The 25009-nt window shown below is 49.1% G+C and carries 27 protein-coding genes; 18 read left to right on the top strand and 9 right to left on the bottom strand.

The features are described from left to right. Window positions 1-65: 65 nt before the first annotated feature. Window positions 66-1619 (bottom strand): bifunctional phosphoribosylaminoimidazolecarboxamide formyltransferase/IMP cyclohydrolase, encoded by a 1554-nt coding sequence (purH, locus tag MMIC_RS05860; protein ID WP_072659534.1) that lies wholly within the window; start codon window positions 1617-1619, stop codon window positions 66-68. A gap of 1003 nt (window positions 1620-2622) precedes the next feature. Between purH and MMIC_RS05855 the strand changes: the two genes are divergently transcribed. The 4 genes from MMIC_RS05855 (at window position 2623) to hemC (ending at window position 6813) form a co-directional block, all read left to right on the top strand. Then, entirely contained in the window at window positions 2623-3948 is a 1326-nt protein-coding gene (locus MMIC_RS05855) for a M16 family metallopeptidase (protein ID WP_072659533.1), read from the top strand. Continuing rightward, complete coding sequence (locus MMIC_RS05850; protein WP_072659532.1) at window positions 3945-5252, top strand: M16 family metallopeptidase; 1308 nt, start codon at window positions 3945-3947, stop codon at window positions 5250-5252. Before MMIC_RS05855 ends, MMIC_RS05850 begins: the two co-directional genes overlap by 4 nt. A gap of 15 nt (window positions 5253-5267) precedes the next feature. Continuing rightward, window positions 5268-5813 (top strand): RsmD family RNA methyltransferase, encoded by a 546-nt coding sequence (locus MMIC_RS05845; RefSeq protein ID WP_072659531.1) that lies wholly within the window; start codon window positions 5268-5270, stop codon window positions 5811-5813. A gap of 76 nt (window positions 5814-5889) precedes the next feature. Further along, complete coding sequence (gene hemC, locus MMIC_RS05840) at window positions 5890-6813, top strand: hydroxymethylbilane synthase (RefSeq protein ID WP_072659530.1); 924 nt, start codon at window positions 5890-5892, stop codon at window positions 6811-6813. Window positions 6814-7007: 194 nt separating this feature from the next. Here hemC and MMIC_RS05835 read toward each other — a convergent pair whose 3' ends face one another. Beyond that, a complete protein-coding gene (locus tag MMIC_RS05835) occupies window positions 7008-7379 on the bottom strand; it encodes a translation initiation factor (RefSeq protein WP_072659529.1) in 372 nt (123 codons plus the stop codon). A 228-nt stretch (window positions 7380-7607) separates the two neighbouring features. Here MMIC_RS05835 and pdhA point away from each other — a divergent pair, with 228 nt between their 5' ends. From pdhA to MMIC_RS05810, 5 genes are all read left to right on the top strand, one after another. Beyond that, a complete protein-coding gene (gene pdhA, locus MMIC_RS05830; protein ID WP_072659528.1) occupies window positions 7608-8657 on the top strand; it encodes a pyruvate dehydrogenase (acetyl-transferring) E1 component subunit alpha in 1050 nt (349 codons plus the stop codon). Window position 8658: 1 nt separating this feature from the next. Continuing rightward, complete coding sequence (locus tag MMIC_RS05825; protein ID WP_072659527.1) at window positions 8659-9639, top strand: pyruvate dehydrogenase complex E1 component subunit beta; 981 nt, start codon at window positions 8659-8661, stop codon at window positions 9637-9639. Window positions 9640-9648: 9 nt separating this feature from the next. Continuing rightward, window positions 9649-10941, top strand: a complete 1293-nt coding sequence (locus MMIC_RS05820) for a pyruvate dehydrogenase complex dihydrolipoamide acetyltransferase (protein WP_072659526.1) — start codon at window positions 9649-9651, stop codon at window positions 10939-10941. A 77-nt stretch (window positions 10942-11018) separates the two neighbouring features. After that, on the top strand, window positions 11019-12860 hold the full coding sequence (lpdA, locus tag MMIC_RS05815; RefSeq protein ID WP_072659525.1) for a dihydrolipoyl dehydrogenase: 1842 nt from the start codon (window positions 11019-11021) through the stop codon (window positions 12858-12860). Between the two features lie 161 nt (window positions 12861-13021). Then, entirely contained in the window at window positions 13022-13762 is a 741-nt protein-coding gene (locus tag MMIC_RS05810) for a hypothetical protein (RefSeq protein ID WP_072659524.1), read from the top strand. Window positions 13763-13830: 68 nt separating this feature from the next. Here MMIC_RS05810 and MMIC_RS05805 read toward each other — a convergent pair whose 3' ends face one another. The 4 genes from MMIC_RS05805 to MMIC_RS05790 all read right to left on the bottom strand — a co-directional run bounded on the left by MMIC_RS05805 (window position 13831) and on the right by MMIC_RS05790 (window position 16646). Next, a complete protein-coding gene (locus tag MMIC_RS05805) occupies window positions 13831-14559 on the bottom strand; it encodes a rubrerythrin family protein (RefSeq protein WP_072659523.1) in 729 nt (242 codons plus the stop codon). A 96-nt stretch (window positions 14560-14655) separates the two neighbouring features. Further along, window positions 14656-15072: a CoA-binding protein gene (locus MMIC_RS05800; protein WP_072659522.1), complete on the bottom strand. Its 417-nt coding sequence runs from the start codon at window positions 15070-15072 to the stop codon at window positions 14656-14658. 76 nt (window positions 15073-15148) lie between these two features. Beyond that, on the bottom strand, window positions 15149-15919 hold the full coding sequence (locus tag MMIC_RS05795) for a hypothetical protein (protein WP_072659521.1): 771 nt from the start codon (window positions 15917-15919) through the stop codon (window positions 15149-15151). Between the two features lie 73 nt (window positions 15920-15992). Beyond that, entirely contained in the window at window positions 15993-16646 is a 654-nt protein-coding gene (locus tag MMIC_RS05790; RefSeq protein ID WP_072659586.1) for an OmpA family protein, read from the bottom strand. A gap of 210 nt (window positions 16647-16856) precedes the next feature. Here MMIC_RS05790 and MMIC_RS05785 point away from each other — a divergent pair, with 210 nt between their 5' ends. From MMIC_RS05785 to MMIC_RS05770, 4 genes are all read left to right on the top strand, one after another. After that, window positions 16857-17486 (top strand): TIGR04211 family SH3 domain-containing protein, encoded by a 630-nt coding sequence (locus tag MMIC_RS05785; protein ID WP_072659520.1) that lies wholly within the window; start codon window positions 16857-16859, stop codon window positions 17484-17486. An 85-nt stretch (window positions 17487-17571) separates the two neighbouring features. Further along, complete coding sequence (gene smpB / locus MMIC_RS05780) at window positions 17572-18012, top strand: SsrA-binding protein SmpB (protein WP_072659519.1); 441 nt, start codon at window positions 17572-17574, stop codon at window positions 18010-18012. Window positions 18013-18089: 77 nt separating this feature from the next. Further along, a complete protein-coding gene (locus tag MMIC_RS05775; RefSeq protein WP_072659518.1) occupies window positions 18090-19025 on the top strand; it encodes an AEC family transporter in 936 nt (311 codons plus the stop codon). A gap of 10 nt (window positions 19026-19035) precedes the next feature. After that, complete coding sequence (locus tag MMIC_RS05770) at window positions 19036-19476, top strand: gamma-glutamylcyclotransferase family protein (protein WP_072659517.1); 441 nt, start codon at window positions 19036-19038, stop codon at window positions 19474-19476. A 7-nt stretch (window positions 19477-19483) separates the two neighbouring features. Here the strand turns inward: MMIC_RS05770 and MMIC_RS05765 are convergent, their stop codons facing one another. After that, window positions 19484-19894 carry a YqaA family protein gene (locus MMIC_RS05765; protein WP_072659516.1) on the bottom strand — a complete coding sequence of 137 codons (411 nt, stop codon included), beginning with the start codon at window positions 19892-19894 and terminating at the stop codon, window positions 19484-19486. A 118-nt stretch (window positions 19895-20012) separates the two neighbouring features. Here MMIC_RS05765 and MMIC_RS05760 point away from each other — a divergent pair, with 118 nt between their 5' ends. Together MMIC_RS05760 and MMIC_RS05755 are read left to right on the top strand one after the other, a co-directional pair. Continuing rightward, window positions 20013-20441 carry a methylated-DNA--[protein]-cysteine S-methyltransferase gene (locus MMIC_RS05760; RefSeq protein WP_072659515.1) on the top strand — a complete coding sequence of 143 codons (429 nt, stop codon included), beginning with the start codon at window positions 20013-20015 and terminating at the stop codon, window positions 20439-20441. A gap of 37 nt (window positions 20442-20478) precedes the next feature. Further along, the gene (locus MMIC_RS05755; RefSeq protein WP_072659514.1) at window positions 20479-20757 is read left to right on the top strand and encodes a peptidylprolyl isomerase; all 279 of its coding nucleotides are present in this window, start codon (window positions 20479-20481) and stop codon (window positions 20755-20757) included. Between the two features lie 98 nt (window positions 20758-20855). On the opposite strand, the gene MMIC_RS05750 is transcribed toward MMIC_RS05755, so the two are convergent. Then, complete coding sequence (locus MMIC_RS05750; RefSeq protein ID WP_072659513.1) at window positions 20856-22199, bottom strand: diguanylate cyclase; 1344 nt, start codon at window positions 22197-22199, stop codon at window positions 20856-20858. A gap of 76 nt (window positions 22200-22275) precedes the next feature. Next, entirely contained in the window at window positions 22276-22989 is a 714-nt protein-coding gene (locus tag MMIC_RS05745) for an SIMPL domain-containing protein (RefSeq protein WP_072659512.1), read from the bottom strand. A 111-nt stretch (window positions 22990-23100) separates the two neighbouring features. Between MMIC_RS05745 and MMIC_RS05740 the strand changes: the two genes are divergently transcribed. The 3 genes from MMIC_RS05740 to MMIC_RS05730 are packed head-to-tail and all read left to right on the top strand — an operon-like array spanning window position 23101 to window position 24863. Continuing rightward, on the top strand, window positions 23101-23484 hold the full coding sequence (locus MMIC_RS05740) for a tautomerase family protein (protein WP_072659585.1): 384 nt from the start codon (window positions 23101-23103) through the stop codon (window positions 23482-23484). Next, complete coding sequence (locus MMIC_RS05735) at window positions 23484-23981, top strand: cupin domain-containing protein (RefSeq protein ID WP_072659511.1); 498 nt, start codon at window positions 23484-23486, stop codon at window positions 23979-23981. Before MMIC_RS05740 ends, MMIC_RS05735 begins: the two co-directional genes overlap by 1 nt. After that, entirely contained in the window at window positions 23982-24863 is an 882-nt protein-coding gene (locus MMIC_RS05730; protein ID WP_072659510.1) for a pyridoxal-phosphate dependent enzyme, read from the top strand. It abuts the gene before it with no gap. The last annotated feature ends 146 nt before the right edge of the window (window positions 24864-25009 follow it).

Raw genomic sequence — 25009 nt, 5'->3', positions numbered from 1 at the left:
TGGACGCATGTAAATAATAATGCGCACAGGCAGAGGCTGATTTCCCCTGCCGTACATTGATTTTCTTAGTGGCGGAAGTGACGGATACCGGTGAAGATCATGGCAAGGCCATGTTCATTGGCCGCGGCGATCACCTCTTCATCACGCACCGAACCACCCGGCTGAATCACGGCTTTGGCTCCGGCTTCGGCCAGCGCATCCACGCCATCGCGGAACGGGAAAAATGCATCGGATGCCACTGCTGAACCCTTGATCGCTTCACCACCATGATGGGCGGCAATGCGGGTAGAGTTCACACGGTTCATCTGGCCGGCACCGACACCCAGTGTTACGCCGCTCTTCGCAAACACAATCGCATTGGATTTCACATGTTTGGCCACAGACCATGCAAACAACATATCGTTCCACTCTTCTTCAGTCGGTGCGCGATCTGTCACCACCTTGCAGGCATCACGATCCAGAATGTGCGCGTCGCGCTCCTGAACCAGCAGACCACCATTCACGCGCTTAAATTCCAGACCGCCGGCAACAGCATCAGCCGATGGCGCCAGCAGCAGGCGCAGGTTTTTCTTACCTGCCAGTGCTTCACGCGCTTCATCAGAGAAGCCCGGTGCGATGACCACTTCCATAAAGGTTTCGGCAATCAGTTTGGCTGTTGCGCCTTCCAGCGGACGGTTGAATGCAGCAATGCCACCGAAGGCTGATGTTGAATCAGCAGCGCGGGCACGCTCATAAATGACTTCCTGGGCACCGCCCACAGCGACACCGCACGGGTTGGCATGTTTGACGATGACAGCGGCGTTATCAGTGAAATCACGAACGCAGGCAAATGCCGCATCGGCATCGGCAATATTATTATAAGAGAGCGCTTTACCCTGCAGCACTTCGCAATCGGCCAGGCTCAAACCCTGATCTTCGATATCGGCGTAAAATGCACCGTTCTGATGCGGGTTTTCACCATAACGCAACTCGTCCGCAGTTTTCACAAACTGGCGGGTGAAGATGTCCGGGAACTTGCGTTTGGAGCCGTCGCTGTTCAGGGCCGAGAAGTGGTTGGCTATCGCACCGTCATATGCAGCCGTATGTGCGAACGCCTTGGTGGCGAGTGCACGACGGATCTGATCGTTCAGTTCATTCTGGTCGATCGCATTGATCACCATGCCGTAATCGGACGGGTCAACAACAATGGTGACAAACTTATGGTTTTTGGCCGAAGCGCGGACCATGCACGGTCCGCCAATGTCGATGTTTTCAATTGCGTCATCAATCGTGCAGCCATCTTTGGCAACCGCTTCGCGGAACGGGTAGAGGTTTACGCAGACCAGATCGATCTGCTCAATGCCGTGCTCGGCCATTGAGGCGAGGTCGCCATCGTTATCGCGACGGGCAAGAATGCCACCATGTACTTTCGGGTTCAGTGTTTTTACACGCCCGTCCATCATTTCCGGAAAGCCTGTGTAGTCCGACACATCACGGCACTCAATGCCTGCTTCACGCAGTAGCTTCGCTGTACCGCCGGTGGAAAGAATCTTCACACCACGCTCGCTCAGTGCTTTGGCAAAGCCTTCCACACCTGTTTTGTCTGAAACGCTGATAAGCGCTTGTTTAATAGAGGCCATGAGATAGCTGCTCCGGATTGGTTAGTGATTAATAAGGGGACGGCAGGCTACGCATTGGCCGACTGTTAGCAACCAGAACCATCCGGATGAATATATCTCAACGTTGTGTTCAATTCGGGGGGGTGGATGGGTCGCAGCGCACTTGGGGGATATTGTGCTATAATGAAGACATTAAGAATTCAGAAGAAGGGAGATAGCACAATGAAAGGGCGTACCATACAATCATTTACAATTGCCTCCGGGGTTGCTTTTATCATATTAACGATGATCTTAATGGAAATAATTTTCTGAAAAGAATCTAAAAAACTATTCATGTGTGGGTTGTATTATTCATCATCCCCACAGAACTTGGATTCAATTCCAGTTATTTAATAATCATTTCGTTATTGCGAAATGATCACAGTACGTTTTATCGCGATTTTGCCTGTACTCACGAGATAGAAACACTGACATGAGTAGTAGGACCGGACTTGTTAATCGTCGGTTTCGACATGGTACCACCATCATAGTATCTGGCCGAAAAAAAGTGGGGAGTGTCCGGGCAGCTTTCCAGCGAGCCGGGGCAAACAGGATAATTCGCAGAATGAAGGATTTGTGTACTCCCCGCAGTTTGTTTTATCAAATTCAGTCGAGTGATCTACCCACTTCCCGTGGCACGCAGCCCACCTGCGGAGTTCTCCTGTTCGGGAGGTTGAAATGCTGCCCGTACAAGGTTGGCAATCCTAACAGTGTAAAAACAGGTCGTCTGTCCCCCAAACAGGGGATAAAGTTCTAATTTTCATAGGGAAAAACCTTGCTGTCACTGTCGTGGGGAGGCTTCTGTCCCCGCAACTGATGCTTGTAGCCTTGCGGGTGAGGCGCTTCACGATGCCATTTACTTCAGGGTTTCAGAATGCGGGGCAGTGGTGAGCAGCCAGTTGAAAGCAGAGGATGATGGTGTTTGCGTCACAACGATGTTTCCCCCTATCATCGCCGGTCTGAATTTCGATTATCCGGAGAGTACATGTTATTTCGATTGACTACCTTGCTGATCTTGACCGTTCTGTCCATTGCGTCCGCTCAAGCGGCACAATTGCAGCAGGCTGAGTTTAAGAACGGTGTAAAATTGATTGTCGAAGAGGATCACTCCGCCCCTGTTGCCATGGTTCAGGTCTGGCTGAAGGTTGGTGGGCGTGATGAGTTGCCCGGCAAAACAGGTTTGGCGCATGTGTTCGAACATATGATGTTCAAGGGTTCGAAAGAATTGGGGCCGGGTGAATTCAGCAGGCGCATTTCAGCCATGGGTGGCAATGACAATGCTTTTACCAGCACTGATTACACCGCCTATTTTGAGACGGTACCTTCAAGCCAAGTGGCGAAAGTGCTCAATATGGAAGCGGAGCGCTTTGCCAATCTGAAGTTGCGTGACGAGGATTTTCAAAAAGAGATCAAAGTGATCATGGAAGAGCGCCGTATGCGTACCGAAGATGATCCGAACAGCCGCATGTTCGAAGAACTATCTGCTGCATCCCTGCGATTGCACCCCTACCGTAATCCGGTCATCGGCTGGATGCAGGATCTGGAGAAATTGACCATTGAGGATGTGAAGGCCTTTTATAAGAAACATTATGTACCCAATAACGCCATCGTCGTCGTGGTTGGCGATGTTGATTTTACCGAAATGAAAAAGGTGGTGGCAAAGAGTTTCGGGCGATTGAAATCACGTCCTGTTGCTGCCCGCTTTAATCCGGTTGAGCCGGAACCGTTCGGCCCCAAGCGCATCAATGTTGAAGTGCCGGCACAATTGCCCATGCTGGCCATTACGATTCCAACTCCGGTTTGGAAGCCGGGAGAAAATGATCGTGAAGTTGCAGCTCTGACGCTGGCTACCCACATTATGGCCGGAGGTCGTTCAGCACGTTTATCACGTGAAATTGTCGATCAACAGCGTAAGGCTTTTGCTGCAGGCGCTGGTTATGACGCCTCGTCCATGGGGCTGGATCTCTGGTATGCCTACGGCATGTTAGGGCCGGGTCAGAGTCCGGAAGCATTTGAGGGCGCCTTGTGGGCTCTGATCGATGATATGGAAAGGAAACCTGTGGATGTGAAACGACTGCGTGCAGCCAAGCGAAATATCATTGCAGCACAGGTGTTTGCTCAGGATTCACTTTATTTGCGTGCCAAAGAAATCGGTCGCATGGAGGTGGTGGGAATAGGCGCGGAAAATCGTGATAACTGGCTGGATGAGATTGAAAAGGTAGAGCCCTCTGATATTCAGGCGGCGGTCAAACGCTGGTTGAAACGGGATCGTTCCACCACAGGCTTACTGAAACCGGAGGTCAAATCATGAGCTTGCGTCTGATTGTGCTGTTTATTTCACTGTTTATGGCCACGCCTGCGGCATTGGCTGTGCCGCCGATCCAGAAGGCCACGCTTTCCAATGGGAGTACTGTATTGCTGATGGAGGCACATAATGTGCCGATGCTGTCGATGTCGCTGGTCTTGCCTGCCGGCAGTGCTTTTGATGCGAAGGGGAAGGAAGGCACTGCGACCATGCTGGCTGGCATGCTGACAGATCATACCGCCATGCATGATAATATCGCCTGGGCAGATATGCTCGATCAGGACGCCATTCAGTTGGCAGCCAGCGCCAGTTACGACACATTGACCCTCTCCTTAACGGTATTAAAAGATGCCCTAAACCCCGGGCTGGATGCCTTTAGCGAGGTGCTAAAGCAGCCGGGCTGGAATCAACAACGATTCACCATCATGAAGCAGGATACGCTGGCCGCTGCGCAGAAAGAAAAGGAAGAGCCGGGTGTGCAGGCTGCACAAGCTGCTGCTGAAACATTGTTCGGTGACCACCCATATGGACATAGACCCGCGGGTACTATGCAGTCGCTGGCAGGGCTTACTCTGAATGATGTGAAAGACTTGTTCGGCAGGCAGATAAAACCACAGGGCGCAGTGTTAGCTGTCAGCGGTGACATCACGCTGGCTGAATTGCTACCCTTGCTTGAGGCAAAGCTTGATGGTTGGCAGGGAAAACCAGCGCAAACATTGGCAGGTATTGCGCAGCCTGAAGTGACGGCTGCTAAAAGTGTGGATGTACAGATGCCTACCAGTCAGACCATGGTGCATATGACACGTCTCGGAGTTGCACGCAGCGATGCCGGGTTTTTTCCTGTATTTGTGTTGAACCATATGCTTGGTGGCGGAGGGTTTGGTTCCAGATTGATGGAAGAGGTTCGTGAAAAGCGTGGTCTTGTGTATGGTGTTTATTCCTATTTTTCACCCCTTGCTGTGCCTGGTCCCTTCGTCATCAGCCTGCAGACGCGTGCTGATCAGGCCGAACAGGCAGAAACCGTGGTGCGCTCAGTGCTTGCTGAATTGGCAGCGGGTAAAATTACTTCAGCACAGTTAAAGGCAAGTAAAGAGAATCTGGTTGGCAGTTTTGCACAGCGTATGGATTCAAACAGGGAGCGTGTGGGGCTGATCTCCATGATAGGTATCTATGGGTTGCCATTGGATTACCTGAGTGTATGGACGGAACGGGTTGCTGCAGTGACGTTGGATGCAGTGAGGACACAGGCATCGCGTTTTCTGAAGCCGGAAAGCTGGAGTCGTGTGCGTGTCGGTTCTAAGCTGGATTAAGGTTTTTCGTTAACCATGAGAATTACTGCAGGAAGTTTGCGGGGACGAGTGATCAGGGTGCCTGATGTTGCGGGCCTGCGTCCGACGCCAGCCAAGGTGCGTCAGGCTCTGTTTAATATTCTCGGCCCTCTGGATGATATGAGACTGCTCGATCTGTTTTCTGGTTCCGGTGTCATGGCGCTGGAGGCGATTTCTCGCGGGGCCTCTTCTGCTGTATCGATTGAATTGAATCGCAGGTTGACTCGTGAAATGGGGAGTATACGAGACTCATGGGCTTTGTCTGATCGTTGGCAAATTAAAACCATCGGTGTGGAGAAGGGACTGGCTTCGCTGGCTGGCGAGCATTTTGAGCTTGTTTTTGCTGACCCGCCATATCAGCAGGGCTTTAGCGAGCAGATACCTGCCTGGCTGGACAAGTGTGAAATCAGCTGTGACCGCCTGATTGTCGAGGAATCCACAAAAGTGAAACCTGTGTGGCCTGATGGCTGGTCATGTGTTCAGTCTCGCCCTTATGGTGACACCTGTCTGCATTTTCTGCAGAAAATGAAGCCTGATGTCTGAGTTTCCAGACTTCTGCTGATTTCTTTTGAGTAAACCGGCCTCTGTCGCTACGGTTCGCTCTACTTCTGGAGGTTCCATGTCTCACATCCGTATTGCTACCCGTCGTTCCCCGCTTGCCCTGTGGCAGGCTGAACATGTATCCGCTGAACTGCAGCGTCTGGACCCGTCCGTGACGACAGAGCTGGTAAAAATTGTTACCAAGGGTGACAAAATCCTGGATGTGCCTCTGGCACAGGTGGGTGGTAAGGGTCTGTTTACCAAAGAGATCGATGAGGCGTTGCTTGATGGGCGTGCTGATATCGCAGTGCACTCCATGAAGGATGTGCCGACTGTATTGCCGGAAGGTACCAGTATTCGCGCCCATCCCAAACGGGAAGATCCGCGTGATGCCATTGCGACTATTACCAAGGGTGGTCTGGACAGTCTGCCTGAAGGGGCCACTATCGGCACTTCCAGTCTGCGTCGTGTCGCTCAGATCAGGGCTAAATATCCATCATTCGAGTTTACTTCAATTCGCGGCAATATACAGACACGTCTTTCCAAGCTGGGCGAGGAAGTCGATGCGGTGATTCTGGCTGCAGCCGGTATCAAGCGTATGGGTATGCAGGACTTGATGCACGACTTTATTGATACAGAAGAGCTGTTACCTGCTGTGGCGCAGGGTACGCTGGGTATTCAGACCCGTGATGCGGACGATGTCATCAATGCTCTGGTGGATCAGCTAAATGATGCGGATACCGTGGCCCGTACCAAAGCTGAACGCGCATTTTTGGCTACGCTTGAAGGTGGCTGTCAGGTGCCGATTGCAGCCTATGCCACGCTTGATGGTGATTCACTGCATTTGAAAGGGCTGGTGGGTTCAGTTGACGGTACGATAGTGATTAAGCGTGAAGCAACGGGTTTGCGTGCTGATGCTGAGTCCATTGGAAGTGCTCTCGCTCAGGAGGTGCTGGATGCCGGCGCAGGGCCTATTCTGGCGGCGTTGTACGCAGAGAACTGATACTGAGTGAATGCATGGCATGTGCATTTCATATTTCATTCATCTTTTATTCGTATTGTGAGGCATGTCACTGAAGTGACACAAAATTGATACATACTAGCCACACTGTCAGCAGCAGTAACAATCATTTTACGATGAATCCTATAACTAGATATCTTGAAAGGCGGAGCGTGCAAACTCCGCCTTTTCTTTTTTCAGCCTCCGGCCAGTTTGGCCTGAATGCCTTGTTTTTCCAGCAGCAAAAGTAGTTTATCTCGATGATCACCCTGTATTTCAAGTAGCTCGCCTTTTATGGCGCCACCCGTGCCCAGTTGGGCTTTCAGAGTTTTGAGTAGTTTTTTCAAGCATTCATCGTTCAGAGCCAGTCCATCCACAATGCAGACAGTTTTACCGCCACGCCCCTTGGATTCCCTGCGTATACGTACGCCCTGTTTGTTCGGGTTCTTGATTGCAGGGGAAGCAGATGCATTTTTACGTCTTTTCTTACTTGCAGATCTGTTTTTCTGCATCGGTTTATCCAGCGATCCCTGCTCGGTACTGTAAACCAGTCTGCGATTCTCACTCATCAGCAGCTCCTGTTGTCATCCTTTCTGCCAATGCAACCTCTTTTGCCCCGGCTTCGCAAGCTGTTGAAAAGAAGGTGAGGTTCCCTTCTTTGATTTAGGGAATTCTGTATATTTATCAATGGATTCAGACGTGAATAAACAGGTGTGAAAAAGACCACATAAGGGTGCAGGTTGCTGGTATGCGTGCGCTTGGGCATCATTCGGCCAAAATAAAATTATGGGGGCACTATGCCTGCAAAGCAGAAACAGGAAGCTGGCATTACACATGACGGCTTCTTTTATGCAGAAGAGAAGCTGCATGAGATGCATGACCAAATGCTGTTTATTCGCCGTTTTGAAGAGAAGGCGGGCCAGCTTTATGGTCTGAAAAAGATCGGTGGTTTTTGCCATCTGTGTAACGGGCAGGAGGCTGTTTGCGTAGGCCTGCATCAGGCGTCTGAACCTGCTGATTATATGATGACCAGCTACCGCGACCATGGCCATATTCTGGCGCGTGGTACTGATCCTACGGCTGTGATGGCTGAATTGCTGGGTAAAGCTGGTGGCGTTGTTAAAGGTAAGGGCGGCTCTATGCACATGTTTGACGCCGAGAAAAACTTTGCCGGCGGTAATGGCATTGTTGGTGAGCAGGTACCCATCGGTCTCGGTTTCGGTTTTTCCAGCTGGTATAAGGACGACGGCCGTGTGACCATCTGTATTATGGGTGATGGCGGCATTAATCAGGGTGCTGTGTACGAATCATTCAATATGGCCGCACTTTGGAAGTTGCCTATCGTGTTTGTGGTAGAAAACAACCAGTACGCCATGGGTACTTCACTGGATCGTGCATCGGCAGAAACACAGTTATTTAAACGTGGTATTTCATTCAAAATTCCGGGCATGAAGATCGACGGCATGGATGTACTTGAATTCGACAAGAAGATGCGCGAGGCCATGGAACATGCGCGTTCAGGTAAAGGGCCGATGCTGGTTGAGGCGATGACTTATCGTTATCGCGGGCACTCCATGTCAGATCCGGCAACTTATCGTACGCGCGCCGAGGTAGATGAATGGAGAAGTGGCCGCGATCCGATTGCGCGTCTACAGGCTCAGATGATTAAGGCTGGCCTTGCTACTGAAGAGCATTTCAAACAAAAAGATAAAGATATCAAAAAAGAGGTTGCAGCTATCGGTAAGGCAGCAGAAGCACAGCCTGAACCGGATGCATCCGAGTTGTGGACTGACATCTATAATGATCCGATTGAACATGCATATCCGTATCCGGGCAAGGTGAGCTGAGATGAGTAAAATTACCTATCGTGAAGCACTGAACCAGGCGATGGTTGAAGAGATGAAACGTGATGATCGCGTTTTCCTCATGGGCGAAGAAGTCGCTGAATACAATGGTGCTTATAAAGTATCACAGGGCATGCTGGAGAAGTTCGGCCCCAAACGTGTGATTGATACGCCAATTACTGAACTCGGTTTTGCCGGTCTTGGTGTAGGCGCTGCTATGGCTGGCCTGCGTCCGGTGATTGAATTTATGACCTGGAACTTTGCTATTCTGGCACTGGATCAGATTGTTAATGCTGCGGCCAAGATGAAGTATATGTCAGGCGGCCAGTACGATGTACCTATGGTGTTCCGTGGTGCTGGCGGCTCGGCTGCACGTGTGGGCGCACAGCATTCACAGAGTCTGGAAAACTGGCTGGCGAATGTGCCCGGTCTTAAAGTGGTGATGCCATCGAATCCGGCTGATGCAAAGGGGCTATTGAAGGCTTCCATTCGTGACAATGATACGGTTGTATTTATCGAAAATGAGATCAACTATGGTGATGTTGGCGAAGTTCCGGATGATGAATATATCATCCCGCTTGGCGTTGCAGATGTGAAACGTGTGGGCACAGATGTTACAATCGTGGCACATTCGCGTATGACCGGCTTTGCACTGGAAGCGGCGAAAGTTCTGGCTGAGCAGGGCATCGAAGCCGAAGTGATTGATCCGCGTACGATTCGACCATTGGATGAGAACACCATTCTAAAATCAGTAGCGAAGACCAACTGTGCTGTAGTTGTGGAAGAGGGTTGGCGATTTGCCGGTATCGGTGCTGAGATATCTGCCCGCATTATGGAGCGCGGTTTTGATGATCTTGATTCACCGGTCATTCGTGTGACTGGTAAGGATGTACCGATGCCATATGCGGCCAATTTGGAAGCCATGGCGCTACCGAGTGTGCTTGAAATTGTTGAGGCTGCACGTGTGGCGTGCGGAAGGGCTTAAGGGGTAACAATGCCGATTGATCTGTTTATGACGCAGCTTTCGCCAACGATGACCGAAGGCAAAATTGCCCGCTGGTTAAAGAAGGAAGGCGATACACTGGAATCAGGAGAAATTCTGGCCGAGGTGGAAACTGATAAGGCGACCATGGAAATGGAAGTCATTGATGAGGGTATTCTGCATAAAATCCTTTCACCTGAAGGTTCAATCGTTGCGGTTGGTACAGCTATTGCAGTGATTGCTGAAGATGATGAAACGGTCCCTGATGATTATAAACCTGCAGACAATGCAGGAGAACCTGCAGTGATTGAAGAAGTGGTCGCGGAGCAGCCGGCAGCGGCGCAGGCTGCAGAAGCAAAAGCCACTGTCCCTGTTGCACAGCCTTCAGCCCCTGTGATTAGAAAGGGTCGCATCAAGGCAAGCCCTCTGGCACGCAGGATAGCCAAACAGAAGGGTATCAATCTGGCCGCTATTACAGGTACAGGTCCGCATGGACGTATTACCCGCTCAGATGTCGAAAAGGCAGTCCGGGTCGGTATTAATCTGGGTGGAGCAACTGCTGCCGTGGTGGCACCGCCACCGCGTCCGATGCCAACCGGGCCGCTACCTTACCATGAAGATGAGTTTGAACGTGTAGAGAACTCGATGATGCGTAAGGCCATTGCCCGCCGTTTGACGGAATCCAAACAGCAGGTTCCGCACTTCTACCTCAGTGTGGATGTTGCCATGGATCGCTTGATGGATCTCAGGGCTCAGCTTAATGAAGCAGCGGATGGTGCATTTAAACTTAGCGTAAACGATTTTGTGATCAAAGCGGTAGCCAAGGCTCTGGTGGACGTGCCTGCAGCCAATGCGAGCTGGACGGAAAGCGATACACTGGTACATAAACATGCACATATTTCTGTGGCCGTGGCGATTGATGGCGGTCTGATTACACCTGTGATCAGGTTTGCCGAGCAGAAGGGCATTACCGATATCTCTGGTGAAGTGAAAGAGCTGGCTGTACGGGCTCGTGCCGGTGAATTGCAGCCGGAAGAGTATTCCGGTGGTACCTTCTCTATATCCAACCTTGGCATGTATGGTGTAAAACAGTTCGCTGCCATTGTGAATCCGCCTGAAGGTGCAATTCTGGCTGTTGGTGGTACAGATGAGCGTCCTGTCATTGAGAACGGCGAGGTTGTTGTTAAGAAGATGATGACACTCACGCTTTCATGTGACCACCGCGTGGTGGATGGTGCGGTTGGGGCAGAGTTCCTGGCTGCACTGAAGACGCATATTGAAAAACCTGCCAGCGTACTGATTTAACCCGATTGCGAGAAAGCAGGGTCCGGCATTCCATTTTGCCCTACCTGTTCGTGATTCATTATTATTGAGGATTCGAGATGCCGATTGATGTTTTTATGACCCAGTTATCACCGACTATGACCGAAGGGCGTATTGCCCGCTGGTTGAAGGCCGAAGGTGACGAACTGGTTTCCGGTGAAGTACTGGCTGAGGTGGAAACCGACAAAGCAACGATGGAGATGGAAGTCGTTGATGAGGGCGTTCTGCATAAGATACTTTCACCGGAAGGCTCTATTGTAACTGTTGGTGCACCGATCGCCGTGATTCGTGAAGATGATGAAGAGGTTGCAGACGACTATATGCCTTCGGGATCCGGTATGGAAAACCCTGTTGAAATTAATGAAGATGTCTCTTCAGAAGAGGCCGCAGCATTGGGTGCTGAATCCGCACCTGATATGCATCCCGCATCCGTTGCAGCACACGCCGCGCATGATGCAGAAGAAACTGAAGAGCTGAATCTGAAACCTGCAGGCCTGTTCAATGCCGATGGTGAATACGATGTCGTAGTCATTGGTGCCGGTCCAGGCGGTTATGTGGCTGCGATTCGTGCAGCTCAACTGGGCCTGAAGGTTGCCTGTATCGAGTCGACCCATCTGGGAGGTATCTGCCTGAACTGGGGTTGTATTCCGACCAAGGCGCTACTGCGTACAGCCGAAGTGATCAATATCATTCAACACAGTGGTGATGCACTGGGCCTGGGTGTGACTGAGGTCAATCCGGACCTCGAGAAGGCGGTTGCCCGCTCACGCGCTATTTCTGCCAAATTGAATAATGGTATCGGCTTTCTGTTCAAGAAGAACAAGGTTGAACACATCGAAGGCTACGCGACATTCGAAGCTGATAATAAGTTGATGGTGAAGGATGCTGAGGGTAATGAGAAACAGGTTACGGCCAAACATGTGATCGTAGCAACAGGAGCACGCGCACGCGCCTTCCCTGGCATGGATGTGGATAATGATGTGGTCATCACCTACAAACAGGCGCTGGCGCCAACAAGCTTGCCTAAGAAACTTGTAGTGATTGGTTCGGGCGCTATCGGAATGGAATTTGCCTACTTTTATAAGGCGATGGGTTCTGATGTTACAGTCATTGAAGCTGCTGATCAGATTCTGCCTTTGGAAGATCATGAGATTTCCAGGGTTGTAGCGCGCTCATTCAAGAAGCAGAAGATCAAAATTATTACCGGTGCAATGGTGTCATCTGCTAAAAATATCGATGGCAAGGCCGTGGTTGAATATGAGGCCAAAGGCAAGCAGGAGAGCATCGAAGGTGATGTGTGTCTGGTTGCGGTTGGCGTCATTGGTAATACAGATGCCATTGGTGCGGAAAACACATCGATGAAGGTTGAGCGTAATACCATTGAAGTCGATGACTGGTATCGCACCGATCATGCGGGTGTTTATGCAATCGGTGATGTGGTTGGTGCTCCGGCCCTCGCCCATGTGGCAAGTCATGAAGGCATAGTCTGTGTCGAGGCGATTGCCGAAAAACATCCGCACCCTGTCGATTACGGTAATGTTCCTGGTTGTACTTACTGCCAGCCACAGGTGGGTTCATGTGGTAAAACCGAAAACCAGTGCAAGGAAGAGGGTATTCCGTACAAAGTAGGTCGTATGGGTTACGGCACCAACGGTAAGGCGATGGGGCTGGCTGAGACTGAAGGTATGGTGAAAACGATCTTCCATGCTGAAACAGGTGAACTGCTCGGTTCTCATATCGTGGGTGCTGAAGCAACTGAAATGATTGTATCTCTCGGTGTGGCCAAAACACTGGAAACCACTGAAGCGGAGCTGGCGCATCATATGTTCCCGCACCCGACGTTATCCGAGATGATTCACGAATCAGTGCTCGATGCAGATGATCGTGCCATTCACATCTGAGCATACTGATTTAGCTTAACAAAGGCTCCTACGGGAGCCTTTTCTTTTTCGTCACAAATTATCACCTCTTGTCCCCTATTTGGGGGACAGCGCTTGAAATATATTTGTGTATGCTTTGCGGTTGTGGTTAATTCACAATATGAGGGGGGGATTTCAGGGGAATGGGGATCAATAATTTTAAACAAAGTGCTCTATATTCATCGACGATGTTAGTAGGCCTCTTGTTTTTCTCAGGCTGTGCAACTGTTCATGACATGGGCCTGACCAAGGAAACAAAAACACTTGAACTAAATGGTAAAGGTTTAGTTCTAATGTCTATGGAAGTGTCTAACCAGTATAAGACAGATTACCAGCCACAGATACTTGTGGCACATGTTGAGACTCCAGACGCAAAAGAAAGGGCAGATAGACATAACTTCAAAACAGATATGGATGGTACCGTCTCAAGTGCTAACGGTACGCGTTATTTACTGAGGATGGAGCTGACTCCGGGGCATTATGTTGTTCGTGGTGCCTCTTGTATGTATCGAAGCATTTTTTTGATGGCTCAATGTATGATGCCAGTACATGGAGATATTGAAGTAAAGGCTGACAGTGTCACATATATTGGCCGTGCTTCAGGTGTGATGCGTGAACGCCAGAGTGATGAGTTTCGTGCTGGGCCGGTGATTCCATTGGTGGACCAGAATGTCACTGGCTTTGCTGGTAGTACATTTGATGTAACCATCACCGATAAGAGTGCAGAGGACCTGTCTTCGTATCAGGGTATTTTTCCAGCCCTCAAAACAACTACTATTGATGTGAATATTTTACCTCCATTTAATCGCGAGCGTGCTCAGTTATGGTGGCGTTCAAATGGTAGCAAGGATAAGCCAGAGAATGAGCAAGCAAACCTGAAGTGACCGGAAAGTAAGTTTTGGGTGCACAATAGTGTTGAAGGTTAGGATTTAGGTCGGACTTTTGCTAAAAATCATGGAGCAGGAACAACGATGTATGTGTCCAGAGGTTTATGGCAGATAGGGCATCTATCCAAAGGTAGTTCTGTGACAGTTGCACCGCAGTTCTGGTTGACGTAATAGGTGCTGTCATTTTTACGGAAGTGCTCGAGCAACATGCTGAAAAACATACCGGTGCCACTCTGGATTTCCTTGATCAGTTCACGGTGCTGACGCTCCGCTTCCCATGCATAGTTGATGTATTCCAGTGCCACCAGATGTTTTTCAGGGCTGACGCGATGAATGTAACGCGGATACTCGGTATCAATTTCCGAGAGTTCAACTTCCGTAGCGTATTTCAGGTTTTCTTTTGTGGTTTCAATTTTGATCGAGGACAGGTCAACAGTTGCAGCTTTGGTGCCGAGGCTTTCAAGGATACGGCTGAAATTTTTCTCATGCACTGCTTCAGAATGGGCGATTGCCTTGAATAGATAAGCAATGTTTTCATGTCCGTCCGCTTTGGCGACTTTGGCAAACTCCAGGTATCGATAACGTGCCCGAACTTCACCGCCATAAAGCATTTGCAGTACTGCGATAGTTTCAGGGTATTGTGGCTTTTTAGACTCTTCAGGTTGTAGCTCTGCGCTCTGCAGCTTTTCAGTTTCCGCTTCTTCAGCTTGCAGTGGAGCGATATGGCCAAACAGGCCGAACAAGGCTGCAAAGAGCCATAGACAAGCAGAAGATTCCCACACTTTGCTATTCATAGTAGGCCTATGATACACCGATTTTACATTTTGAGCAGCCCTCTATGATATTGAGGTATTACAGATACATCTCAGTCTTGATGTCGCAGTGATTTTTTATCGCAGCAGCATCCGGTGCATAACAGCGATACAACGATCCATAATACACTGTAGTCCAGCACTATTGGCGATATTCCAGCTCTCTTCGCTGATGATGCCCTGTTGAAGCCAGAGTGCACCTGCTCTTATAGCAACAGATTGGCGGGCAATCCCCGGTGTGAATTCAGCACGCCGGAACACATTAACAATATCCACATGTTCGGGGATCGAGGCCAGATCAGGGTAGACCTTTTGCCCCAGTATCATATCTGCTTTTGGATGTACCGGGTACACCCTGTAGCCCTTTTCTATGAGGAATTGCGTAATCTGATGGCTGGTACGTTCGGGTTTTGGAGAGCAGCCATACACTGCGATAGTTTTGGCACCGCCAAGCAGCGAAGCCAGCTGTTCATCACTCGGGTTACTCCAGACCATATCATGCCTCCTTGTTGTGGCTGATCAGTAGTCAGTTTCAGGCTATCAGGCTTACACAGACAGTTTTTGGAACAGGCTATTTCTCAATGACATGCGCAACGATTTTGTTGTTACTGAAAGGACTGGCCCCTTTTCTGAGGATGACCTTGTTAGTCGTTATATCATTCAGGTCTTTGACCAGTTGTCGGGCTACCTGTTTATAGCTGTTGTGGTAATAGAACACGGTTGTGGTGTTGGCCATATTCATGGATTCGCGCTTGTCAGGGAATTTGGCGGCAAACCCGTGTTTGCTGAGCCTGTCATTGATCTGTTGCTGAAGGCCTTCTGTTGTGCTGACAATGTAGATGTCGAGATCTGCTGATTCAGGTTTTGCAGATGTATTTGCAGCTTTGTTATTGCTGCTGGCTGTCGCAACGACTTTGGATTTTCCCGCTTTGGCTTTACTTGCCTTTTTGTTTTTTTCGGGATTATTTTTCAACTTTGTAGCTGAACGTTTCTTATTTTCCAATGCCTGGTCCATTCTTCTGATCTGGGTTTCCAGCTCGGCAATACGTTCGTGAGCATCAGACAGGTCCATGCGAAGTTCGTTTTTTTCATCCTCAAGACGTTCCTGATTTTTAAATGCTATTTCTGCATCAACTAGTTTTTGAACCGTTGTCATTTTAATGTTTGCTATATCGCTTTTTGCCAGCTGTAACTGGTCACGAGTATCCCGAAGGCTACTCTCCAGGCTGGCCAGATTGTTCTGACGATAGTTAACGACCCCTGAAATGATGGATAAAACCAGTGCAGTGATGGCAATAATCAGGGGGAAATAAAGTTCGTTTTTTGCATTTGAATTCGACATTCAGGACCTCATAAAGCTACGGATAAAAAGCCGGCTTATGATGCCGGGCCATCAGGAATATAGCGAATTACGTTTATTTATTTACAAGATGAACTTCTGCGCGACGGTTTCTTTCCCGTCCTGAGGCTGTCTTGTTATCGGCCACAAAATGCGTAGCACCAAAACCTTCGGCATGCACAATATTATGTGGCACGCCCGCACTAATCATGGTTGCGGCAACACTGTCTGCACGGGCTTTACTCAGAGCCAGGTTGGTTTTGTATGGGTGACGTGGTGTATGACGGCTATGGGCATAACCACCGATGGGTTCATCATCTGTGTATCCACGCACATCCAGTGTCTGGGTTCTTGGCTTGGAAACAAACTTTTCAGCCAGACGTTTTAATGCCCGACGAGATGCCTTTGTAAGCTCCATATAACCGGAGCGGAATGAAACAGTAACCCAGAGCCTGTCTTTGGGGATGGCCTGCTCAGCCTGTAGGCGTGCTTTTTCTTCAGCTTCCAAACGGGCGACTTCCTGAGATTTCTGATCGGCGATGTCACCTTCAAGCACTGATAATTCCTGGCGCAGGTCTGCAATCTCGGTGCCCAGCTGTTGATTTTCTGCAGCCAGGCGACTGTCATCCTGAACGGCAGGTTCATCTGATATACCAAAGATGGCCTCAATGGTGCTGCAAGATGACAGTGTCAGCAGCATGACCAGCAGTAAATAGCGTGGTTTAACCATAGAAAGCTCCCTTTTCCCAACTGCTGCAGGAGTGTAGACAGGCATTTTTTTGTCGGCAAGTGTTTCATGCACGAACTGCATTGTTTATGAGTAAATATGCAATTTGATGCCTGATACAGACTTTTGCGAAGTTGTTTAATGTGGTCTGTAAGTTTGATGCCTTTTCCTGCAGCTAAAACAGGTTTAACCTGCGGCGTTCGAGGAATAATTATGAGACTGTTGTTTGCTATTATTGCTATACTGAGTTTCACCTGTCTTGCGCAGGCTGAAACACGTTACATTGTCGATCAGGCAAAGCTGCCGATGCGTTCAGGTGAGGGAACCGGCTTTAAAATTATCAAGATGTTGCCCAGTGGTATGGCTGTTGAAGTGTTGGAACAGTCACAAACCGGCTATTCACGTGTGCGTGCGAGAGATGGAAAAGAGGGCTGGATATTAAGCCGCTATCTGATGAAAACCCCTGCAGCACGGGATCGTCTGCAGGCCTTTGAGAAAGAACTCAGCCAGTTGTCGCATCTGAAACAGAAAAATGCAGCGGCTGACAAAGAGAATCGTCGTTTGCAGGCGGAAAATGAGAATCTGAAAAAAGAGATTCAGCACATCCGTAAAACAGCAGCCAATGCGGTTGAAGTGGCTGAACAAAACCTGGCTCTGAAAGAAGAGGCAGCTGCTGCCAAACAGGCGCTGTTTGATCTCGAGCAGCAGACTGTAGATATTCGTAGTGGTGCCCAGCAGCGCTGGTTCCTCATGGGTGGTGGTGCGATTGTGGCTGGTGTCATTCTTGGATTATTGCTGCCATATATGGGAGCACGCAGGAAACGCCGTTGGGGTGGTTACTAGGCTTCGCCCAGATTTGCTGTGAAAAGCCCCTGCGGCTCTCGCGGTTTAGCTGGCATGGGATGTAATTCGAGTTAGCATCCGGCGCATGGCAATCCTCAATCGTCGTGCCCGTCACGAATATCACATTCTTGAAACCTACGATGCAGGTATGATTCTGACCGGCCCGGAAGTGAAGTCGATCAGAAACGGACAGGCGAACCTGGCCGAGGCGCATGTAATTCTCAAAAATGAGCGTGTATTACTTATCGGATGTCATATCAGCCCCTATAAACCGGCTGCTATGAATAATCCACACGAACCTGCGCGTTCACGCCAACTGCTATTGCACAAAAAGGAAATCTTGAAGCTCGTTGGTAAACTCAAGGAGAAGGGTTTGACGCTGGTTCCACTCAAGCTCTATTTTAATGAGCGCAATTTTGCCAAGCTTGAAATCGGTCTGTGCAGAGGTAAAAAGATGCACGACAAACGCGCCGATGTGAAAGAGCGCGATATCAAACGTGATCTTCAGCGCCAGTACAAAGTCTAAAGCAGGTTTGCAGAAATAACTGACATGCATGGTCGCAATGCTTAGTGCTATTCACACTGAACAGGTAGAGTTTGCCTATGTTTAATGTATTACTGGGCATGGCCGTGATTATTGTGGTTGGCATAGGCTGGAAATCAGTGCTTGGGCAAAAGTCGGCTGAAACTATTCGCAGCCATCTGGCCCAGTCTGTTTACCATATATTCCTGCCGGCACTGGTATTGCATGTGTTGTGGCAGTTCCCGGTTGGCCTGAACACTGTGCGCATTCCTGTCGTGGCGGTATTGAGTGTGTCATTAGCACTTCTGGCTGCATTCCTTCTCTATGGGAATGGAAAACTGGTACGTGCATTTTTACCCGGAAAGTCGAATAAAGCAGTCGGCGCACTATTGCTGGCATCGGCTTTTGGTAACTTCTCCTATCTGGGGCTTCCGGTATTAAGCCAGACCTTTGGTGCATGGGCCCAGGTCGTGGCGATTCACTTCGATCTGTTGGCCTCTACGCCATTGTTGTTCACCGTCGGTATTATTCTGGCGCGTTATTACGGGACTTCAGGTGAAGGTATGCATCCACTGGTCAGCCTGTTTCGAGTGCCTGCAATTTGGGCGGCCATTGCAGGTTTGATACTCAGTGCTATGGCTGTATCGATGCCGGTATGGCTGGATGAAACACTGGCAACGCTGGGAGCCGCGGTTGTGCCGCTGATGCTGCTGTCAGTCGGTATGGCGCTGCGCTGGCAGTCCGGCTGGATGGCGCGAATTCCTGTTCTGTTGCCGGTGATAATGATTCAGCTGCTGCTGATGCCATTGATTGCCTGGGCTGCTTCGATTGGCGTTGGTATGCCAGCCGATTATCTTGCACCGGTGGTGATTGAAGGAGCCATGCCCACGATGGTTCTGGGGCTGGTGATCTGTGATCGATTCAAGCTTGATGTTGCCCTATATGCTGAGGCGGTGACCCTTACGACAGCACTATCCCTGATTTCTCTGCCGCTTTGGTTACAGGCAGTTTCTTGAGCCGATACTGATGTTTTTATCCAAACGAGAATTCTATTTTGCCTATGGCTCGAACATGTCGAGCAAACGATTGATTGAGCGCATCTCTTCAGCAAAAGTGCTTGGTACTGCCAGGCTGGATGATTACATCTGGTGTTGTAACAAGCTGGGGCGTGATGGAACGGCCAAGGCAAATATTATGCGACAGGATGCAGCAGCGGTTTATGGCGTACTGTTTTCTATCAAAGCCAAACATTGCAAGCCGCTGGATCAGATTGAAAATGGCTATCGGCGCATTGAGGTCGAGCTTGATTTTGACGGTGAGAAAAAGAGTGCTTTTACCTATCAGTCCGAACTGATTACCAACCATCCACCAACAGAATCCTACGTAAGTTTTATTATCGACGGCTTGATTGAGCATCGATTTCCTGAGGCATACGTTCGTGAAATTCGTCGTGAGGCCGGCATTTAATCCACTGTCAGATAAATGGTACAGCGAGTATGGAGTAACGAAGCAATTTGCCGATTGTTACCAGAATCAGAAATGTGATCAGTTCGCAGCGCATCAGGCCTGCGGCAAGGCAGATAGGATCACCGACGACAGGTAACCATGCGAGCAGCAGTGATGCTTTGCCGTATTTTTCAAACCAGCGCTCTGCTTTTTCAGTCTGTTGTTCGGATATTCTCAGCCACTTTTTGTGTAAGGCTTCATTGCCGAGTCGACCCATAGCGTAAGTTATCAGGCTGCCTGTTACGTTTCCTGCTGTTGCAACCAACACAAGCGTTACAACATCTCCGCCGTCATTCAAACGTAAGAGAAGCAGTGCTTCAGAACCACCCGGAAACAGGGTGGAAGAGATTAATGCTGAGAAAAAGAGCGCCCAATCCATGGGGCTCAGACTAGGGTATGTTCACATAAAATATATATGTGGCGTTTGACGTATGTCCTGTGATCAGGCCCTGAATGAGATAGCATAAAACAGCAATTAGTGTGGTAGATTCGCGGCCATGATCTATTTCTATGATTCCCCGCTTGGTTCGATCTCGTATGAGTGGGATGGTGCAATATGCCTGCATGTATGGCTGGATAAACATGCGGCTGCAGTAGGCGAAAATGAGAATCCGGTTTCGCTATGGCTGGATGCCTATTTTAATGCGGAGAGCCGTGAACTACCTGCTCTGGCCAAGCCCGCCACCGGTTTTCAGGCAAAGATGCGAGAGGGACTGGTCAATATCCCCGCCGGCGAGGTGCGCACTTATGGTGATATAGCCAAAGAGCTGTATACTTCGCCAAGAGCTATGGGTCAGGCGCTTGGTGCTAATCCGTTGCCAATCCTGATTCCCTGTCATCGTGTGATTGCAGCTGACGGTCTGGGTGGTTTTGCCTGCGGGCTGGAATGGAAAAAGAAACTGCTCAAGTTTGAACGCGGTTTTTAAACTGCTAGTGTGCGCGAAATTATTAACGAGGTGTCCTATGACTCTAGCAACAGCACGCCACATTCTGGTGGATAGTGAAGAAAAATGTAACGAACTGAAAGCAGCCATCGAGGGCGGTGAAGATTTCGCAGAAGTCGCACGCAATAACTCCAGCTGCCCATCCGGTCAGAATGGTGGTGAACTCGGTGAGTTCGGTCCTGGCATGATGGTTCCTGAATTCGATAAAGTCGTATTTTCTGCTGAAGTCGGAACCGTACAGGGACCGGTTCAGACCCAGTTCGGTTATCACCTTCTGGAAGTTACAAGCCGCTCATAAATCAGCAAGGGTTACATGGATACGCTGAAATGGTTAGAGCATCCATGTAACCCTTATAAACCCAATCAGGTAGAATGCTCTCACGTCGCATCTGATTATCAGCCCCCGTCGTTGGGGCTGCGATAAACGCAGTACCGGTTTCTCCCTGACTGTTTCGCCTGATACATTGCATTGTCAGCCAGTCGCAAAAATGTGTCAGCATCACGAGCTTTATCTGATTCCATGCATATACCGATGCTGATACCAAGTACATGACTGCTGTTGTTAAGTATCAAAGGTTGTTGAATACGCTTAATAATGACATTGGCAATATGACAAGCCTCCTGTTCACAGGAAATATCAACCAGAATGATGCTGAATTCATCACCTCCGACGCGAGCTGTTGTGTCGGTTTCACGGACACAACTCTGCAGTCTCTTGCTGACTTCTTTGAGTGCTCTATCCCCCCATTCATGGCCCAGTTGATCATTGATGGGCTTAAAAAAGTCCAGGTCCATGAATAACACGGCCATGGTTTTCTCGCTTCTTTGGCAGTGTGAAACAGCTTGCTTTAGTCGATCATAAAACAGACTGCGATTTGGAAGCCCTGTAAGTTGATCTGAGTATGCAAGTTGTCTCATCTCTTCTTCTTTATCTTTGCGTTCGGTGATATCAACGATGAAGCCCAGAAGTTCAACTTCCTCATCATCACTTTTCTCTACCCGGACGGCTTCTACAACCCAGAAATAGTGGCCATTTTTATGTTTGAACCGGTATTCAAAGCGATTGCTACCAAGCTGGAGGGTGCGTTGAAGTTCATCTCTGACATATCCAATATCTTCAGGGTGAACGCAGTCCAGGCGGAATGTCGGGCTTGTTGTAAATGCTGACGAGTCATGGCCACATAAGTGCTCGATGTTATCGCTAATGAACGTTGTTGAGCCTTGATTGGAAACAGTAGAAGCGTAGATCACTGCAGCAGTTGATTTCAGAAGAAAGCTTAATCGTTCATTGGTCAGACGGAGTTCGACTTCACGTTGTTTGAGCCGTTTGTACATGGCTTCAAAGTCCTGTAGCCGATGATGTTCCTTTTGAACAGTGCGAAAATTCAGCCAATGTCTGATCGCTTTGACCAGATCACTGACTGCGACGGGTTTTTCCAGGTATTCGACCGCTCCTTGTCTCAGCGCTTGAAGGGCGGTCGCTTTATCGGCATATCCGGACATCATAATGACAGGACAGTCAGGAAAATGAGTTCGAATATGAGTTAGTATATCAAGCCCGGACCTGCCGCTGAGTTGAATATCCAGTAGCGCAAGGTCGATCGATGAATCAATGAGTGCAAGAGCATGGTCGTAGTCTTCAGCTGAATGAACCGTGTGTCCTTCCAGTTCCAGGAGCTGACCATATATCTCTCTGAGCATTTTTTCATCTTCAACAATGAGTATGTTGTGTTGCGCCAAATCCGCTCCTGTAAGATGTAACTGGAACTTACTTTAACCGGTCATGGTCTGTTTGCCAGATACAGTTATACCATAGTTATTGGACGGGAAAATTGGTAAATGGAACTTCAATCTCTCCGGATACGGTGACCTTGGATCGGCTCTCACCGGCTGTAACCACGGGAGCAGCAGCACTTTTAGCCATTGCCATATCTGCCATCATGACAGGCCCACGCTCATAACGTGGCTGTGAAGCACCGGAAGTTTGAACACGAATAATACGAAAGCTTTTAGCCATAATGCCTTTACTCAGCGAGGCTGCTTTAGTACGGAATTTCTTCAATGCTTGCAGCCTTAATTCATTCTGTACGGCTCTCATTTTATTGCTGCTGACACGGAAGCTCAGATTATTCAGTTTCACACCCATTGCTTCGATATCACCCAGCCAACTGGAGATGTTGTCCAGATCCTGCGTTACGATTTGGCCACTCTGGGAGGCATTCCAGCGCTGGAAATTGAATACACCTTTTTCCCAGTGTGGACGAAAGCTGCGGCCAGTGGTTTTGTGCTGTACCTTTTCTGATTTCAGGCGTGCCTCCAGTCTGGCGGTGATCTGATTAACTTTCTGGCGAAGCTGTTTTGCAGAACTTCCTTTTTCTTCAACGCGGTAATAAACAATCATCTCATCATTGCTAACAGACTGCTCAGCTGTGGCCGAGAGGTTGATGCGCGTACCTGTTGGCTGATTGGTTTCAGCCTGCGTTATTGACGGGCTAAGAAAGAGCAGGGATAGAACAATTAAATATCGCATGATGAGACTATGAAACAGGATTGCCCGATCGGCAAGCTGGAAATATTACGATTGCTGTTCAAGTATCCGCTCAACAAAGCCTGTAATCAGCTGATAAAGATGGGAGTCGTCATGATTGTAGTGTATGGCATCAAAGAAAAACTGAACCCGATCAAAGTCAGATTGTCGGATGTTATTCACGGCTGCATGCAGGATGTTCTGGGCCTGCCTGAAGATAAGCGAGCGCAGCGGTTTATGCCCCTTGATCAGGAGAACTTCTATTATCCGGATGGTCGAAGCGATGCTTATACGGTGATAGAGATCAATATGATGCAGGGACGAAAGAAGGAAACTCAGAAGGCGCTGATCAAGTCACTTTTCGGCGAGATCGAAAGGCAGTTGGATATTTCTCCTGTTGATATTGAAATTACAATTCATGAGCAGCCTCCGCATTGCTGGGGCTTTCGTGGCATCACCGGTGATGAGGCGAAACTGAACTACAAGGTTGAAGTCTGATGGACAGAGTTGAGGATTTAATTCAATCGCTGGCATTGCAGGAACATCCGGAAGGCGGCTGGTACAGAGAGGTTTATCGTTCTGACGAAAGTATTCCCTTGATCGGCTTGCCCGAGCGATTTGATGGTGAGCGGGCTTTCTGTACAAGTATCTATTTTCTGCTTAGCGGTGAGGATTTCTCTGCCTTTCATCGTATCAAACAGGATGAACTGTGGCACTTCCATGATGGTGACCGCTTGACTGTTCATGTGATCGACAGGGCCGGTAACTATTGTGAGAAAAAGCTGGGAAGGAATTCGGAGCAAGGCGAAACATTTCAGCAGGTGGTAGAGGCCGGTGACTGGTTTGCAGCCAGCGTGCCATCCGGAGGTTATGCTCTGGTCGGTTGTACAGTTGCACCCGGATTTGATTTTGCAGACTTTGAAATGCCTTCAAGAGATGCGTTACAGGCCTTGTATCCACAGCACAGTAATATTATTAAACGGCTGACACGTTAAGTGAAAAAAGGAAGTTCTCGTGTGGACCGCTTTGTTTTTCGTGACAGGCACTATTATGTCAAACGCGATGATCTGATTGACCCTCTTCTTTCCGGCAATAAATATCGCAAGCTGTATAGCCTGATTCAGACGCCTGCAGAAACATATCACAGAATCGTTTCTTACGGTGGCACACAGTCCAATGCCATGCTCTCCATTGCAGCACTGTGTCAGAAAAAAGAATGGGAATTTCATTATACGTCTAAACCGATTCCGCAATATCTTAAGAAAAAGCCGACAGGTAATCTGAAAATGGCACTGGAGATGGGCATGCAGTTGCATGAAGTGACAGCTGACGATTATGAAAAAGAGGTCGGGCTACTGAAGTCGAAGGCGGGAGATTCATCGCTGTTTGTACCGCAGGGCGGCGCTGATGCATTGGCACAGACTGGCATTGATCAGCTGGCAAAAGAGATTCACCAGTGGCAGCTGAAAAACAGGATCGAGAAACTTAATGTGGTTACACCATCTGGCACTGGCACAACAGCCTATTATCTCGCGGCAGCCCTGCCGGATGTGGCTGTGCTGACTACACATTCAGTTGGTGATAAGGCTTATCTCATTCAACAGATGGAGGTTCTGGGAGCCAAGCCTGTAAATCTGCGTATTTTGCAGAACGAAAAGAAACATCACTTTGCCAAACCTTATGCAGAGTTCTTCGAGATATACCGTGAACTGAAACATGCTGGCATTGAATTTGATCTGATCTACGCAACGCATATGTGGCATACCCTTCTGCAGCATGTTGAAAGCATCGAAGGTACCTTGTTATATGTTCACAGCGGTGGACTGATCGGTAATGAAACGATGCTTGATCGCTACCATCACAAGGGTCTGTGCTAAATCGTCCGCTTCGTTAGGGAAACGCCTCGCGGCGATTCCGTGTGGTTATGGACGGCCACCAAAATTAATGGTGTGCCGTTGATTTTGTAAGCAAAGGAAAAACGACGATTTATTCTTTGCGTTCTGATTTATTGCAGGATGCAATA

Origin of the sequence: Mariprofundus micogutta (assembly GCF_001895085.1) — a bacterium.
GTDB classification, from domain to species: domain Bacteria; phylum Pseudomonadota; class Zetaproteobacteria; order Mariprofundales; family Mariprofundaceae; genus Mariprofundus; species Mariprofundus micogutta.
This window is presented reverse-complemented; position numbering and strand designations above follow the sequence as displayed.

What these genes read in the sequence shown, in the direction of transcription:
- MMIC_RS05735 (WP_072659511.1), top strand. Translation starts at nt 23,484, where the DNA reads ATGGACAGAGTTGAGGATTTAATTCAATCGCTGGCATTGCAGGAACAT.
- MMIC_RS05850 (WP_072659532.1), top strand. Translation starts at nt 3,945, where the DNA reads ATGAGCTTGCGTCTGATTGTGCTGTTTATTTCACTGTTTATGGCCACG.
- MMIC_RS05810 (WP_072659524.1), top strand. Translation starts at nt 13,022, where the DNA reads ATGGGGATCAATAATTTTAAACAAAGTGCTCTATATTCATCGACGATG.
- MMIC_RS05795 (WP_072659521.1), bottom strand. Translation starts at nt 15,919, where the DNA reads ATGTCGAATTCAAATGCAAAAAACGAACTTTATTTCCCCCTGATTATT.
- MMIC_RS05845 (WP_072659531.1), top strand. Translation starts at nt 5,268, where the DNA reads ATGAGAATTACTGCAGGAAGTTTGCGGGGACGAGTGATCAGGGTGCCT.
- MMIC_RS05825 (WP_072659527.1), top strand. Translation starts at nt 8,659, where the DNA reads ATGAGTAAAATTACCTATCGTGAAGCACTGAACCAGGCGATGGTTGAA.
- hemC (WP_072659530.1), top strand. Translation starts at nt 5,890, where the DNA reads ATGTCTCACATCCGTATTGCTACCCGTCGTTCCCCGCTTGCCCTGTGG.
- MMIC_RS05770 (WP_072659517.1), top strand. Translation starts at nt 19,036, where the DNA reads ATGTTTTTATCCAAACGAGAATTCTATTTTGCCTATGGCTCGAACATG.
- MMIC_RS05745 (WP_072659512.1), bottom strand. Translation starts at nt 22,989, where the DNA reads ATGCGATATTTAATTGTTCTATCCCTGCTCTTTCTTAGCCCGTCAATA.
- MMIC_RS05835 (WP_072659529.1), bottom strand. Translation starts at nt 7,379, where the DNA reads ATGAGTGAGAATCGCAGACTGGTTTACAGTACCGAGCAGGGATCGCTG.
- pdhA (WP_072659528.1), top strand. Translation starts at nt 7,608, where the DNA reads ATGCCTGCAAAGCAGAAACAGGAAGCTGGCATTACACATGACGGCTTC.
- MMIC_RS05820 (WP_072659526.1), top strand. Translation starts at nt 9,649, where the DNA reads ATGCCGATTGATCTGTTTATGACGCAGCTTTCGCCAACGATGACCGAA.
- purH (WP_072659534.1), bottom strand. Translation starts at nt 1,619, where the DNA reads ATGGCCTCTATTAAACAAGCGCTTATCAGCGTTTCAGACAAAACAGGT.
- MMIC_RS05765 (WP_072659516.1), bottom strand. Translation starts at nt 19,894, where the DNA reads ATGGATTGGGCGCTCTTTTTCTCAGCATTAATCTCTTCCACCCTGTTT.
- smpB (WP_072659519.1), top strand. Translation starts at nt 17,572, where the DNA reads ATGGCAATCCTCAATCGTCGTGCCCGTCACGAATATCACATTCTTGAA.
- MMIC_RS05855 (WP_072659533.1), top strand. Translation starts at nt 2,623, where the DNA reads ATGTTATTTCGATTGACTACCTTGCTGATCTTGACCGTTCTGTCCATT.
- MMIC_RS05785 (WP_072659520.1), top strand. Translation starts at nt 16,857, where the DNA reads ATGAGACTGTTGTTTGCTATTATTGCTATACTGAGTTTCACCTGTCTT.
- MMIC_RS05755 (WP_072659514.1), top strand. Translation starts at nt 20,479, where the DNA reads ATGACTCTAGCAACAGCACGCCACATTCTGGTGGATAGTGAAGAAAAA.
- MMIC_RS05800 (WP_072659522.1), bottom strand. Translation starts at nt 15,072, where the DNA reads ATGGTCTGGAGTAACCCGAGTGATGAACAGCTGGCTTCGCTGCTTGGC.
- MMIC_RS05760 (WP_072659515.1), top strand. Translation starts at nt 20,013, where the DNA reads ATGATCTATTTCTATGATTCCCCGCTTGGTTCGATCTCGTATGAGTGG.
- lpdA (WP_072659525.1), top strand. Translation starts at nt 11,019, where the DNA reads ATGCCGATTGATGTTTTTATGACCCAGTTATCACCGACTATGACCGAA.
- MMIC_RS05740 (WP_072659585.1), top strand. Translation starts at nt 23,101, where the DNA reads ATGATTGTAGTGTATGGCATCAAAGAAAAACTGAACCCGATCAAAGTC.
- MMIC_RS05775 (WP_072659518.1), top strand. Translation starts at nt 18,090, where the DNA reads ATGTTTAATGTATTACTGGGCATGGCCGTGATTATTGTGGTTGGCATA.
- MMIC_RS05790 (WP_072659586.1), bottom strand. Translation starts at nt 16,646, where the DNA reads ATGGTTAAACCACGCTATTTACTGCTGGTCATGCTGCTGACACTGTCA.
- MMIC_RS05805 (WP_072659523.1), bottom strand. Translation starts at nt 14,559, where the DNA reads ATGAATAGCAAAGTGTGGGAATCTTCTGCTTGTCTATGGCTCTTTGCA.